General features: G+C 60.9%; 14 protein-coding genes, 1 rRNA gene and 1 pseudogene. 9 read left to right on the top strand and 7 right to left on the bottom strand.

The features are described 5' to 3' along the window. Positions 1 to 124 precede the first annotated feature (124 nt). The 5 genes and pseudogenes from DA373_RS15515 to def all read right to left on the bottom strand — a co-directional run. Positions 125 to 976, bottom strand: a pseudogene (locus tag DA373_RS15515) (TrkH family potassium uptake protein); the annotation flags it as partial. Between the two features lie 11 nt (positions 977 to 987). Continuing rightward, positions 988 to 2,364 carry a Trk system potassium transporter TrkA gene (gene trkA, locus DA373_RS15510; protein ID WP_107853185.1) on the bottom strand — a complete coding sequence of 459 codons (1,377 nt, stop codon included), beginning with the start codon at positions 2,362 to 2,364 and terminating at the stop codon, positions 988 to 990. After that, positions 2,361 to 3,656 (bottom strand): 16S rRNA (cytosine(967)-C(5))-methyltransferase RsmB, encoded by a 1,296-nt coding sequence (gene rsmB, locus DA373_RS15505; protein ID WP_107853184.1) that lies wholly within the window; start codon positions 3,654 to 3,656, stop codon positions 2,361 to 2,363. The genes trkA and rsmB overlap by 4 nt, the downstream gene beginning before the upstream one ends. A gap of 24 nt (positions 3,657 to 3,680) precedes the next feature. Beyond that, entirely contained in the window at positions 3,681 to 4,625 is a 945-nt protein-coding gene (gene fmt / locus DA373_RS15500) for a methionyl-tRNA formyltransferase (RefSeq protein WP_107853183.1), read from the bottom strand. Between the two features lie 20 nt (positions 4,626 to 4,645). Beyond that, on the bottom strand, positions 4,646 to 5,155 hold the full coding sequence (gene def / locus DA373_RS15495) for a peptide deformylase (protein ID WP_107853182.1): 510 nt from the start codon (positions 5,153 to 5,155) through the stop codon (positions 4,646 to 4,648). 144 nt (positions 5,156 to 5,299) lie between these two features. Here def and DA373_RS15490 point away from each other — a divergent pair, with 144 nt between their 5' ends. From DA373_RS15490 to hemF, 6 genes are read left to right on the top strand one after another with little or no spacing between them, the layout of a single operon-like run. Beyond that, positions 5,300 to 6,334, top strand: a complete 1,035-nt coding sequence (locus DA373_RS15490) for a LysM peptidoglycan-binding domain-containing protein (RefSeq protein WP_157953735.1) — start codon at positions 5,300 to 5,302, stop codon at positions 6,332 to 6,334. Further along, entirely contained in the window at positions 6,315 to 7,412 is a 1,098-nt protein-coding gene (gene dprA / locus DA373_RS15485) for a DNA-processing protein DprA (RefSeq protein WP_107853180.1), read from the top strand. Before DA373_RS15490 ends, dprA begins: the two co-directional genes overlap by 20 nt. A 2-nt stretch (positions 7,413 to 7,414) precedes the next feature. Next, on the top strand, positions 7,415 to 7,888 hold the full coding sequence (locus DA373_RS15480; protein ID WP_107853179.1) for a DUF494 family protein: 474 nt from the start codon (positions 7,415 to 7,417) through the stop codon (positions 7,886 to 7,888). Between the two features lie 48 nt (positions 7,889 to 7,936). Beyond that, a complete protein-coding gene (locus DA373_RS15475; RefSeq protein ID WP_107853178.1) occupies positions 7,937 to 8,479 on the top strand; it encodes a DNA topoisomerase family protein in 543 nt (180 codons plus the stop codon). A 35-nt stretch (positions 8,480 to 8,514) separates the two neighbouring features. Next, positions 8,515 to 9,078: an L-threonylcarbamoyladenylate synthase gene (locus DA373_RS15470; RefSeq protein ID WP_107853177.1), complete on the top strand. Its 564-nt coding sequence runs from the start codon at positions 8,515 to 8,517 to the stop codon at positions 9,076 to 9,078. Between the two features lie 23 nt (positions 9,079 to 9,101). Continuing rightward, positions 9,102 to 10,010 carry an oxygen-dependent coproporphyrinogen oxidase gene (hemF, locus tag DA373_RS15465; protein WP_107853176.1) on the top strand — a complete coding sequence of 303 codons (909 nt, stop codon included), beginning with the start codon at positions 9,102 to 9,104 and terminating at the stop codon, positions 10,008 to 10,010. Here the strand turns inward: hemF and hdfR are convergent. Further along, on the bottom strand, positions 10,007 to 10,858 hold the full coding sequence (gene hdfR, locus DA373_RS15460) for an HTH-type transcriptional regulator HdfR (RefSeq protein WP_198650335.1): 852 nt from the start codon (positions 10,856 to 10,858) through the stop codon (positions 10,007 to 10,009). The genes hemF and hdfR overlap by 4 nt on opposite strands. Before the next feature lie 162 nt (positions 10,859 to 11,020). Here hdfR and aroE point away from each other — a divergent pair, with 162 nt between their 5' ends. Further along, positions 11,021 to 11,845 carry a shikimate dehydrogenase gene (gene aroE, locus DA373_RS15455; protein ID WP_107853174.1) on the top strand — a complete coding sequence of 275 codons (825 nt, stop codon included), beginning with the start codon at positions 11,021 to 11,023 and terminating at the stop codon, positions 11,843 to 11,845. Then, positions 11,842 to 12,102 carry a DUF1488 family protein gene (locus DA373_RS15450; protein ID WP_107853173.1) on the top strand — a complete coding sequence of 87 codons (261 nt, stop codon included), beginning with the start codon at positions 11,842 to 11,844 and terminating at the stop codon, positions 12,100 to 12,102. Before aroE ends, DA373_RS15450 begins: the two co-directional genes overlap by 4 nt. A gap of 72 nt (positions 12,103 to 12,174) precedes the next feature. Here the strand turns inward: DA373_RS15450 and DA373_RS15445 are convergent, their stop codons facing one another. Beyond that, complete coding sequence (locus tag DA373_RS15445) at positions 12,175 to 12,711, bottom strand: gamma carbonic anhydrase family protein (RefSeq protein ID WP_107853172.1); 537 nt, start codon at positions 12,709 to 12,711, stop codon at positions 12,175 to 12,177. A 452-nt stretch (positions 12,712 to 13,163) separates the two neighbouring features. Between DA373_RS15445 and DA373_RS15440 the strand changes: the two genes are divergently transcribed. Further along, positions 13,164 to 13,390 (top strand): 16S ribosomal RNA (locus DA373_RS15440); the annotation flags it as partial.

Below are 13,390 nucleotides of genomic sequence, written 5' to 3'. Positions count from 1 at the left end.
CCTCATCGGCCCATTGCACCGCCAGCACTCGACGATATTCCTTAGCCGCTCCCGTCGGTTTCATCATGTCTCACTCGCTCAAAATCCGAGCGAATATTTTATTAAAACCTGAGAACTATGTCAGTAACACCAGCCCGGTGATCAGCACCAGCCAGACAAAGCCCCGTACCTGGGCATCCCGAAGCAGTGCCAGATTGCGCTGACGCAGGCTGGAAACCATCAGCAGAAAGGGCAGGCCACCGATAAACATAAACAGGGTGCCCACCCAGTGAGCCGCCGGAGTAAAGTGGTTCATGGAGCCGTCGGAGGTGGAATAGCCGCCGGTGCTGAGGGTGGTCATGGCATGATTGATGGCCTCAAAGGCATTCATGTCCGACAGAGCGTAATAGCCGAGAGTGCACAAGACGGTCAGAAGCAGATAGAGCAGCAGAATGCGCTTGGCCATGGTGGCGGCCCGGGGGGCGCTTTTGTCGGACCAGTCGGACGATTCGGTCTGAAACAGCTTCATGCCGCCTACGTTGAGGTAAGGCAGCACCGCCACCGCCGCTACGATAAAGCCAACCCCGCCCAGCCACTGCAATATGGAGCGCCACAGCAGAATGTCGGCAGGCATTGTGTCGAGCCCCGAGAGCACGGTGGAGCCGGTGGTGGTGACTCCCGACATGGTCTCGAAAAAGGCGTCGGTAAAGCTGATGTGGCTGATAAACACAAAGGGCAGGGCGCCAAACACGCACACCGTGGTCCACACCAGGGTGGTGAGCAGGAACATCTCCTTGACCCTGAGCCTTATCTGCTCGCGTCGGCCCCAGGCCAGCAGCCACAGTGCCGCGCCATGGGTGAGCAGTGTGGCCTGCAGAAACTCCTCAAAGCCCCGGCTGCGACCGGTGAGCGCCAGCAGGGTGGGCAGCCACATGAACAGCGCCAGCTTGGACAACGCCATGCCGAGAATAAAGGCGATGGGGCGCAGATTGAACATGGCGGCCTCGCTTACAAAAAGAAGGGGCTGGGCTGAAACAGACGCTCCACTTCCGGAATGAATTTCTTGTCGACCAGAAACATCACCACGTGATCGTTTTGCTCGATCACGGTTTTGTCGTGGGCAATCAATACTTCTTCGCCGCGCACAATGGCGCCTATGGTGGTGCCCGGGGGCAACTTGAGGTCGCCGACCTTGCGGCCCACCACCCGTGAGGTGGTGCTGTCGCCGTGGGCGATGGCTTCAATGGCCTCGGCCGCCCCCCGGCGCAGGGAATAGACGTTGACGATGTCGGCCCGGCGCACGTGGGTCAGCAGCGCCGAAATGGTGGCCTGCTGGGGCGAGATGGCCACGTCTATGGTGCCGCCCTGCACCAGATCCACATAGGCGCCGCGCTGGATCAGTACCATCACCTTGCGGGCGCCCATCTTCTTGGCGAGCATGGCCGACATGATGTTGGCCTCGTCCTGGTTGGTGACTGCGATAAACACGTCCACCTGATCGATGTGCTCCTCCAGCAGCAGCTCCTGATCCGAGGCGTCACCGCAGAACACGATGGTGTGCTCCAGCAGCTCCGATAGCTGCTCCGCCCGGCCGGGGTTGTGTTCAATCAGCTTGACCGAGTAGTGCCGCTCCAGTCGCCGCGCCAGGCCGGCGCCAATGTTGCCGCCGCCGACGATCATGATGCGCTTGTAGTCGTTTTCCAGTCGCTGCAGCTCCGACATCACCGCCCGTATATGGCCGCTGGCGGCCACGAAAAACACCTCGTCGTCGGCCTCGATAATGGTGGTGCCCTGGGGGCGAATGGGCCTGTCCTGACGGAAAATGGCCGCCACCCGGGTGTCGATGCCGGGCATGTGATCCCGCAGGGTGGACAGGGCGTTGCCCACCAGCGGGCCGCCGTAATAGGCCTTGATCGCCACCAGACCCACCTTGCCCTCGGCAAAGTCCACCACCTGCAGGGCCCCCGGATACTGCACCAGACGGTAGATGTATTCGGTCACCAGCTGCTCGGGGGCGATCAGGTTGTCCACCGGAATCGCTTCGTTCAGAAACAACCGCTCTCGCTCGGCGAGAAACTCCGGCGAACGAATACGGGCCACCTTGTTGGGGGTGTTGAACAGGGAATAGGCTACCTGACAGGCGATCATGTTGGTTTCGTCGCTGCTGGTGACCGCCACCAGCATGTCGGCATCCTGGGCGCCGGCTTCCCGCAGCACCGCCGGATAGGCGCCGTGGCCGGTGACCACCCGCAGATCGTATTTGTCCTGCAGTTCGCGCAGCCGTTCGGTGTTGGTGTCGACAATGGTGATGTCGTTGTTTTCGCCGACCAGGTTTTCCGCCAGGGTGCCGCCCACCTGGCCGGCACCCAGAATGATAATCTTCATGCCTGTTTCGCTATGCTGGCGTAATAGAAACCGTCACGGCCCTGCTCGTCCGGCAGCAGCTGCCAGCCCGGCTGCGCCGGCGTGTCTTTGGCATGCAGGGGCTGGTGCACGGCGTCGGGCGTTCGGGCCAGAAAGGCCTTGATCTGCTCCCGGTTTTCGTCGGGCAAAATGGAGCAGGTGGCATACAGCAGCATACCGCCGGGCTTCAGTTGTTGCCACAGGGCATCGAGAATGCGTGACTGCAGGGCGGCCAGCTGAGCGATGTCTTCCGGCCGGCGCAGCCACTTGATGTCGGGGTGGCGGCGGATCACCCCGGTGGCGGAGCAGGGGGCATCCAGCAGAATGCGATCGAATGGCGGGCCCTGCCACCAGTCGGCAGGCTGGGCGGCGTCGCCCTGCAACACGGTGGCTTCCAGGCCGATGCGTTCCAGGTTCTGATGCACCCGCTGCAGCCGCTCCGGATCCATGTCGATGGCCACCAGCTGCTTCAGCGCCGGCTGGCGTTCCAGCACATGGGCGGTCTTGCCGCCGGGGGCGGCGCAGGCGTCGAGTACCAGCTCGCCCGGTTGGGCGTCGAGCAGCTGGGCCGCCAGCTGGGCGGCGGCGTCCTGCACCGAGCTGTGGCCTTCGGCAAAACCGGGCAGGGTGGAGACATCCGCCGGACGCGCCAGCCGCAGGGCCTGGGCGGCCAGCGGGTCGGGAAAGGCCTCAATGCCGTGCTCTGCCAGCAGCGCCGCATACTGGTCGCGGCTGTGATGCCGTTCGTTAACCCGAATCCACATGGGCGGATGGCAGTTGTTGGCGGCCATGATGTCCTGCCACTGCTGAGGATAGGCCTGCTGCAGCCGTTTCATCAGCCAGTTGGGGTGGGCCTGGCGCAGCTGGGGCAGGGCGTCGACCTTTGTTTCAAGTTCCTGCTGCTGGCGCTGCACATTGCGCAGCACGCCGTTCACCAGCCCCTTGAAGGGGTCGGCCTTGAGCCGTTTGCAGGCGGCCACGGTTTCCGCCAGGGCGGCATGGGGCGGAATGCGGGTATACAACAACTGGTACAGGCCCACCAGCAGCAGGGCATGCACCGGCTGGTACTTGCCCTTGAGGGGCTTGTCGAGCAGTTGCTTGGCCATGGCGTCGAGCCGGCTGTACCAGCGCAGGGTGCCAAAGCACAGCTCCTGCAGCAGGGCGCGATCCTTGGCGGCTACCTCCTGTTGATAGCGGGGCAGCAGGGCGGACAGGGACTGGCCCTGGTTGATCACCCGGTGAACAATATTGGCCGCGGCGGCGCGAGTTTTCATGGCGTTCTCTTAAATATGCGGGTTTCAGGGCAGCTGGCTGCCGGGGGTGAACCAGTCCTTGCGGGCGTTGAGCAGATCCTGGCAGCTCATGGCCTTTTTGCCCGGGGTCTGCAGGCTGAGCAGGCGCAGCACGCCGTCGCCGGTGGCCACGTCGATGCCATTTTTGCCGGCGGCGAGAATGGTGCCGGGAGCGGCGCTGGTGCTCTGGTTCAGTACCTCGGCCTGCCACAGCTTGATATTGTGCTCGGCCACCATGAAATAGCTTACCGGCCAGGGGTTGAAGGCGCGCACACAGCGCTCCAGCTGTTCAGCGGGCAGAGACCAGTCGATGCAGGCCTCTTCCTTGCTGAGCTTCTCGGCGTAGTTGGCCTCGGCGTCGTTCTGGGGCTCGGCCACGGCGCTGCCGTCGGCCAGCTGCTCGATTGTGTGCAGCAGCGCTCGAGGGCCCAGTCCGGCCAGTTTTTCATAGAGGCTGGCGGAGGTGTCGTCGGCGGCAATGGGCAGGCTGGCCTTGTGCAGCATGGCGCCGGTGTCCAGGCCCTTGTCCATCTGCATGATGGTGACGCCGGTGTCGGCGTCGCCGGCCCAGATGGCGCGCTGAATGGGGGCGGCGCCGCGCCAGCGGGGCAGCAGCGAGCCGTGCACGTTAATGCAGCCCAGGCGCGGGGTGTCGAGCACCGCCTGAGGCAGGATCAGGCCGTAGGCCACCACTATCATGAGATCGGCACCCAGCGCCGCCAGCTCGGCCTGGGCGTCTTCGCTGCGCAGGCTCTGGGGCTGGTACACCGGCAGGCCGGCCTGTTCGGCGGTCACCTTGACCGGGCTGGGAGTGAGTTTTTTGCCCCGGCCGGCGGGCCGGTCGGGCTGGGTGTAGACGGCAATGACATTGTGGCCGGCATTCAGCAGCGCCTGCAGGTGGCGGGCGGCAAAGTCGGGGGTGCCGGCAAAAACCAGATTGAGTTTGCTCAAGAGACGTCCTTAGCGAGAGATCAGCGTGGGTCCTGGCGGGCCATTTTTTCCATTTTCTGACGAATGCGCTGGCGCTTGAGCGGCGACAGGTAGTCGACAAACAGCTTGCCCATCAGGTGATCCATCTCGTGCTGAATGCAGATGGCCAGCAGATCGTCGGCTTCCAGCTCAAAGGTGTCGCCGTGGCGATCCTGAGCGCGGATTTTGACCCGCTCGGCGCGGGGCACCAGGGCGCGGGCGCCGGGTACCGACAGACAGCCTTCCTCAATGCCGGTGCTGCCGTGCTGTTCCAGAATTTCCGGATTGATCAGTACCAGCGGGTGCTCGCGGTCTTCGGACACGTCGATCACGATAAGACGCTGATGAATGTCCACCTGAGTGGCCGCCAGACCAATGCCCTCTTCGGCGTACATGGTCTCAAACATATCATCTACAATGGTCTGTAACTCGGGGGTAAAGGCCTCAACCGGCTTTGCCACCGTGCGCAGGCGCTCATCGGGAAAGCGCAATACTTCTAATACTTTTGCCATAACAACGCTGTTTTCCTGTGTTCGGTTCTGTCAGTATTTTAGCCATTTGCAACATAAAGATCAGCAACAGTTGGAAGCCGCCGGACACGGTGCGATAAAAACACATCAGCAAATAAAACAAACTGTTATTTGGGGAACACGGACGTGAGCATTTCAAGAACACTTTTATTGGGCGGCGCCTTGTTACTGGCCGGGGGAACTGTCCAGGCACAGTCACTGGCGCTGAAGGACGATTACCCGACTCACTACACGGTGCGCAAGGGCGACACTCTCTGGGACATTTCGGCGCATTTTCTCAAATCGCCCTGGCTCTGGCCCAAACTGTGGCAGGCCAACCCTCAGGTCAATAACCCCCATCTAATCTATCCCGGTGACCGGCTCACCCTTATCTGGGTAAATGGTGAACCGAGACTGGTGCGCGAGGGTGAGCCGTCTGCGGTGGTAAAGCTGTCGCCACAGGTTCGTGCGGAAGCGGCGGTGAGTACCATACCTCTGGCGTCGATCATGAATTACACCAGCAGTCACACCTTGCTGTCGTCTCCGGAGTTTGATTCGGCACCGGTACTGCTGGGTGATCGCCATGGTCGTGACTTTTTGCGCAAGCATGAGCTGGCATACGTGGGAGGGCGGCTGGTGCCCGGGCAGATGTACGGGGTTTACCGGGACATGGGCGAGCTGGTTGATGAACGCACCGGCCGGCATTATGGCCGCCGGACAATGCTGGTGGGCACGGTGAGTGCACGGGAGCAACTGGAGCCGAGTCTTGCCAGCGTACATATCGGCAGTCTGAGCCGGGAAATGCGCCCGAAGGATGTGCTGTTGCCCCTGTCTTCCGATCGGGCGCTGGCAGCCTTCTACCAGCCCGCGCCGGGGCCGGAACTCGGTGACGGTCGGGTGATGGCCATGGGTCATCAGGGCACGGTGGCGGCCCGTCATGACGTGGTGCTGCTGAACAAGGGGCGCCGGGACGGACTGCATTCGGGCCACCTTTACGGTGTGTACCGGCCGGCACCTGCGGTTGCCGAAGAACGCATTACTCTGCCGCCCCTGCAGGTGGCTCGTGTAATGGTATTCCAGACCTTTGAGCATGCCAGCGCCGCCCTGGTGCTCGACAGCCGTGAGCCGGTGCAACGGCACTATGTGCTGGGCCAGCCACGTTATGACGAGCACGGCCTCTGAATTCCACGCCTTGCTGCCCTGGCTTGCATTACAGCAAGCACCGGGGCTGGGGCCTGTGCGTGGCTGGCAGCTGTGGCAGCGGCTGGGGCCGGACTGGCTGAATGCTGACCGTCTGCTGGAAGCCGGGGTTGATGACGCCCTGAGAAGGCAGCTGCTTGCCCCTCAGCATGAGCTGCTGGAACGGTTGCTGAAGTGGCTTCATGCCGGCCCTGACCGCCATATCCTGACGCGGGATCACGCCGGCTACCCCTGGTTACTCAATCAGTTGCCCGGTGCTCCCCTGTTGCTGTTTGTGGAGGGCAATACCGGCGCTCTGGATCTGCCTCAACTGGCAGTGGTGGGCAGCCGGCATCCGTCCTATGTGGGCAAGGAAAACACGCAAACCCTGGTTCCGCCTCTGGTGGAAGCCGGGCTGGCCATTACCTCGGGGCTGGCCATGGGCATTGACGGCCTGGCCCATCAGGCGACCCTGAATGCCGGTGGAACCACCCTGGCGGTATTCGGCTCCGGACTGGCGTGCTGTCACCCCAAGCGTCATGCGCGCCTGGCCCGGCAAATCGCGGAGTCCGGTGGCGCCTTGCTGTCGGAGTGCTATCCCTGGGAGCCGCCCCAGGCCTTTCAGTTTCCCCGCCGCAACCGCATTATCAGTGGGCTGAGCCTGGGCGTGCTGGTGATGGAGGCGGCAGAGCGCAGCGGCTCACTGATCACCGCCCGCTTCGCCCTGGAGCAGGGGCGGGAAGTGTTTGCGGTGCCCGGCGCCCGCCAGAATTCCCAGGCTTGTGGCTGTAACCGGCTGATTCAGCAGGGCGCCAAGCTGGTGAATGAAGCGAATGACGTGCTCGAAGAGCTGGCTGGTTTCTCTGCGGCAGCGGTCAAAATTCACGAGACCGCCACAGCGCAATCATTGCCTTATCCGGACTTGTTGGATAACGTAGGTTTAGAGGCAACAGCGCTGGATGTAATAGCGGATCGTTGTCAGCAGCCGGTGCATGAGGTGTTGACCCGGTTGGTCGAGCTGGAACTGGCTGGCTGGGTGGAATCCGTGCCCGGGGGTTATGTCAGAGCGAGGAGGAGCTGATCATGTTCGAAGTACTGATGTACTTGTTCGAGACCTACATCCATACCGATGTAGACACCATGGTGGATCAGGATGAACTCGCCGAAGAACTGACCCAGGCGGGCTTCAACAAGGAAGAGATCCTCAAGGCGCTGGCCTGGCTCGAGCGCCTGGCCGAGTTGCAGGAAGCGGAAGACACGCCGTCGTGGGCCCGCTCCACGCCCGAGTCTTTCCGCATTTACACGCCGGAAGAGCTTTACAAGCTCGATACCGATGGCCGTGGTTTTCTGCTGTTTCTGGAGCAAATCCAGGTGCTGAATGCGGAAACCCGGGAGATCGTCATCGACAGAGTGATGGAGCTGGACTCGCCGGTGATCGAGCTTGACGACCTCAAGTGGGTGGTGCTGATGGTGCTGTTCAATGTTCCCGGCAGCGAGTCGGCCTATCACCAGCTGGAAGAGCTGCTGTTCGAGCAGCCCGACGGAGCGGTTCACTGAACCCGGCCGCGCTGATAGAATTCGCCTCAGTGAATTCGGAGGCGCGGCATGTCCAAAATCGATCCCAGTCTGTTCAGCGGCAAGCCATCGGCCAGGCCCGATGAGGCCTGCCCCCGTTGCGGCCAGCCCCTGCATCTGCGTCATGGCAAGCACGGTGCCTTTCTGGGTTGCTCTGGCTACCCTGACTGTGACTATCTGCGACCGCTCAAGGTGATTGAACACGACGAGGACGTGGAAAAGCCCCTTGAAGGCAGTGCCTGCCCGCTTTGTGGCCATACTCTGGCCATTCGCAAGGGGCGCTATGGCCTGTTTATCGGCTGTTCCCATTACCCGGCCTGTCACTATGTGGCCGATGTCAACGAACAGGGCAGCAGCGAGCCTGCCTGTCCGGTGTGCGCCAAGGGGCACCTGGTGGCCCGAACCTCCCGCTACGGCAAGCGTTTCTACGCCTGCGACGCCTATCCCGGCTGCCGCTTTATCATCAATGACAAGCCGGTGGCCCAGGCCTGCCCCAAATGCGGTTTCGGCATTCTGGCCGAGCGCAAGGGGCGGCGCTATTGCCCCAACAAGGGCTGCGACCATCAGCAGTAAGCGGCTTTTATTTCAAGAAAGGAAGTGCAGTATCAATGACTCAGCAAGCGCTTTTTACCGCCGTTGACCGGCTTGAACAGGGTGGGGTGATCGGCTACGCCACCGAAGCGGTATTTGGCATTGGATGCGACCCCGATAATGGCGAGGCGGTGCAACGGGTACTGGCCATCAAGGAACGGCCCATCGACAAGGGCCTGGTGCTGATTGCCGCCGATTTCAGCCAGTTGCAGCCTTATCTGGATCTGACCCGGCTGCCGGAAGGGCGGTTGGAGGTGATCCTGGCCAGCTGGCCGGGTCCTTATACCTGGATTATTCCGGCCCGGCCCGAGGTGCCCGAGTGGCTCAGGGGGCGGTTCGACTCCCTGGCGGTGCGGGTGACCGATCATGCTCAGGTGCACGATCTCTGCCTGGCCTTTGGCAAGCCGCTGGTGTCCACCAGTGCCAACAAGAGCGGCGAGGAGCCGGCGCGTTCCGCTGAAGAACTGGCCGCCCGGCTCGGGAACGAACTCGACTACATTCTGCCCGGCGACACCCACGGCAGGGCCAATCCTTCACTGATACGAGATGGCATTACCGGCGCCGTGGTGCGCCCGGCCTGAGTGCACGGCAACAAGGAAGCAAGATGAGTAGTAAACCAAATACCGCGGCGGTAAAGGCATTTTTGCTGGAGCTGCAGGATCATATCTGCCGGCAGCTGGAGCAGGCCGACGGCACCGGCCGCTTTGTGGAAGACAGCTGGGCCCGGGAAGAGGGCGGCGGCGGTCGCAGCCGGGTGCTGCGCAACGGCACCGTGATCGAGCAGGGCGGGGTGAATTTTTCCCATGTGCACGGCGCTGCCATGCCGGCCTCGGCCACTGCCCACAGACCCGAGCTGGCCGGCCGTTCCTTTGAAGCCATGGGCGTGTCGCTGGTGATCCACCCGCACAACCCCCATGTGCCCACTAGCCATGCCAACGTGCGCTTTTTTATTGCCGAAAAGGAAGGCGCCGATCCGGTGTGGTGGTTTGGCGGCGGCTTTGATCTGACTCCCTTCTATCCGGTGGAAGAAGACTGCCGGCACTGGCATCGAGTTTCAAAGGATCTGTGCGAGCCTTTTGGTGAAGATGTTTATCCCAAATACAAGGACTGGTGCGACCGCTATTTCTACCTCAAGCACAGGGATGAAACCCGTGGTGTGGGCGGCCTGTTCTTTGATGATCTCAATGACTGGCCCTTTGAGCAGTGCTTTGCCTTTATGCAGGCGGTGGGCAAGGGCTATCTGGATGCCTATCTGCCGATCATCGAGCGGCGCAAGGACACTCCCTACGGAGAGCCCGAGCGTCAGTTCCAGTTGTACCGGCGCGGCCGTTATGTGGAGTTCAATCTGGTCTACGACCGGGGCACCCTGTTCGGTCTGCAGACCGGTGGCCGCACCGAGTCCATTCTGATGTCGATGCCGCCCCTGGCCCGCTGGGAGTACAACTGGCAACCGGCAGCGGGCACTGCCGAAGCCCGTTTGCAGGAGTTCCTGGTACCCAGGGACTGGGTTTAATCCTCGGCGTCGGCGCCGAACAGCTCAATCACCTGAACGATCAATGCCTGGCGCTCGCCGCCAGGCAAAAAGGCGGCGTAGACTTCCCGGCTGATGGTGGGGGTATCTTCCACCAGAAACAGCCGCTCCTGATCCTGATATTGCCGAATCATGGAGCTGGGCAAAAAGGCGCTGCCGCCATGGTGCAGCAAATATTCCAGTGCAATGCGTACCGAGCCGGTGTGCAGCAGCGGCGGTGTGGCGGTATTGAACAGCTTGGCGTGCTGGGTGTTGAAGGCGGTGCCCCAGTCGATGCGAATATAGTCCTGGGCCATGGCCCGGGTGGCGTCGAGATCCGGGTAGGTGGATACCAGCTGCAGCTCCATGGTGTGCGTGGCGATATGACGTACTCCCTCAATGCGGGCTGGATCCGTCAGAAAAGCCAGGTCCAGAGTGCGGCTCAGCAGTGCCCGGGTCATCTGCTCTGGCGTGCGAATGTCTGCCCGCAACGACAGCGCCGGTAACTCGCAATAGAGGCGATGCAGGCCGTCCTGCAGGTAGGTATCCCACAGATTGGCGGTGCCGGCCACGGCCAGCTGCTGAGTCTGTCGCTCACTCAGCGCCACCTCGTGCTGGGCCCGGGCCCAGGCCAGCAGCATGGACTCGGCGTGAGGGATCAGCGCCTCGCCCGACGAGGTCAGCTGAATATTGTTGCGCAGCCGGGTGAACAGGGTCACCCCCAGCTGGCTTTCCAGCTGACGAATGCGAAAGCTGACCGCAGACGGGGTCAGGTACAGATGCTCTGCCGCCTTGCCGAAGTGACGGGTACGGGACACTTCCAGAAAGGTCTTTAAAAGTTCGGTATCCAAGGCCAACCACAATTATTTTGTTCGTTAGCGCAAAATCTATTCATTTTGGCGGCTAATGCAACCAAAAATATGCCATTCGTGGCAATATAATTCCCATACCTTTGAACATTGCGATCGGTTGCCGGAATTCAGGCGGCCGTCCAACGAGCAGCGAGTAACATCATGGACAGATACGTCGTTATCGGCAATCCCATTGCCCACAGCCAGTCGCCCTTTATTCATCAGGCTTTTGCCGAGCAGACCGGGCAGAGTATGGAGTATGAACGCCTGCTGGCGCCGCTGGACAATTTTGAGGGCAGCCTGCGTGACTTTGCCGAGGCCGGCGGTAAAGGGTGCAATGTGACCGTGCCCTTTAAAACCGATGCGTTGGCGGTGGCCGGTGAGCTGAGCGAGCGGGCCACGCTGGCGGAGGCAGTCAATACCCTCAAGTTGTTGCCTGACGGTCGCTGGTTTGCCGATAACACCGACGGAGCCGGCCTGGTGATGGATCTGCACCGGCTGGGAGTCACTCTGGCCGGACGGCGTATTTTGCTGCTGGGTGCGGGCGGCGCGGCCCGGGGTGTGATGGGCCCGCTGCTGGCAGAGCAGCCGGCGGCCCTGGTGGTGGCCAACCGTACCGAGAGAAGGGCCGAAACACTGGCAAGTCGCTTTGCCGGACTGGGGCCGGTCAGCCACCAGCCGCTGGACGCGCTGAAGGGGAGTTTTGATGTGATCATCAACAGCACCTCTGCCAGTCTGCAGGGAGAGCAACTGGCGTTGCCTGCCGGCCTTTGCCATTCCGGCACCCAGGTCTACGATATGATGTATGGACGGGAAGAAACCCCCTTTCTGCACTGGGCCGCAAAGCAGGGTGTGCAGGGTCGTTTTGATGGCCTGGGCATGCTGGTGGGGCAGGCGGCGGAGAGCTTTTATCTCTGGCGTGGAGTGCGACCCGATATGGCGCCGGTATTGCTGGCGCTCAGGGCCAGGCTGGAGCAGGAAAAATGAATCAGGATATTATCGTCGGCGACGAAATTTACTGGCAACCCGAAGAGCAGCGGGTGGCCTTCAGCACTCACTGGCAGGGACGGCAGGTGCCCTGTTTTATTACCCAGCACCGGCTGGAGCACCTTGCCGGACAGCAACTGGCCGATGAAGCCAATGTGATCCTGGCCTTTGAGCAGGTGCGCTTCGATATTGAAGAGCTGGTGTGCGAGCGCATAGAAGAAGAAGCCTTTGCGCCCGATGGCAGTATCAGCCTGTGACCCTGGTGAGGGGAAATCGGTGAGGAGTGAGGGGAAATTCATGCTCACACCTCACACCTCACACCTCACTCCTCAGCCTTGCTGAAGATATTCATCCTTCAGGCGCACATAGTTATCGGCCGACTCGGGCAGAAAGGCCCGCTCACCCTCGGTCAGTGGGCGGGCCTGGCGCACCGGTGAGCCGACATACAAAAAGCCGGCTTCCAGCCGCTTGCCCGGTGGCACCAGAGTGCCGGCGCCGATAATTACATCATCCTCCACCACAGCGCCGTCCAGAATAATGGCGCCCATGCCCACCAGCACCCGGTTTCCTATGGTGCAGGCGTGCAGCATGGCCTTGTGGCCTACGGTAACGTCATCACCGATCAGCAGAGGCAGACCGTTGGGGCGTGATTGGCTTTTACGGGTGACGTGCAGCACGGTACCGTCCTGAATATTGGTACGGGCACCAATGCGAATGTGGTTCACGTCGCCTCGGGCGGCAACCAGAGGCCAGATGCTGCTGTCGTCACCCAGATGAATGTCACCGTAGAGCACGGCAGACTCTTCCACGAATACCCGCTCACCGAGCATCGGAACCATACCCTTATATGCCTTTAATGATTTCATGCCTTCGTCTCTTTATTAAGGGCTGACAAAGAGCAATATAGTACCGAAACACAGTTAAAAGTGCAGGCTCTGTGTATAACTCTGTGGTTAATATGTGTTTTTGCTGGGTTAATGAACATTCGGTGTCGAAAGTCATATTTTTGTCAAAAAAGCCCTTGCGCAAAAATCGCGGCTCCCTATAATGCGCATCCACTGACACGGCGGAACACGCCGACGGTCACAAGGGTTGAAGCAACACGAAATAAAGTGTGATTCAGCGCTTGACGAACACCAAGGATTGCGTAGAATACGCAGCCCTGACCAGCGAAAGCGGTCAACGCTCTTTAACAATTTATCAAGCAAACTGTGTGGGCACTCGCAGACGTTTGGGAAACAAAAATATTGTTTTTCAATGTTGTGTGAAGTGCACTAGTAATAGCAGCAGTTCAGATATTCATTGAGCATCAAATCTTTAATTGAAGAGTTTGATCATGGCTCAGATTGAACGCTGGCGGCAGGCCTAACACATGCAAGTCGAGCGGCAGCGGGAAAGTAGCTTGCTACTTTTGCCGGCGAGCGGCGGACGGGTGAGTAATGCTTGGGGATCTGCCCGGTCGAGGGGGATAACCGTTGGAAACGACGGCTAATACCGCATACGCCCTACGGGGGAAAGCAGGGGACCTTCGGGCCTTGCGCGATT

Origin of the sequence: Oceanimonas marisflavi, assembly GCF_003049725.1 — a bacterium.
GTDB lineage: Bacteria > Pseudomonadota > Gammaproteobacteria > Enterobacterales > Aeromonadaceae > Oceanimonas > Oceanimonas marisflavi.
This window is presented reverse-complemented; position numbering and strand designations above follow the sequence as displayed.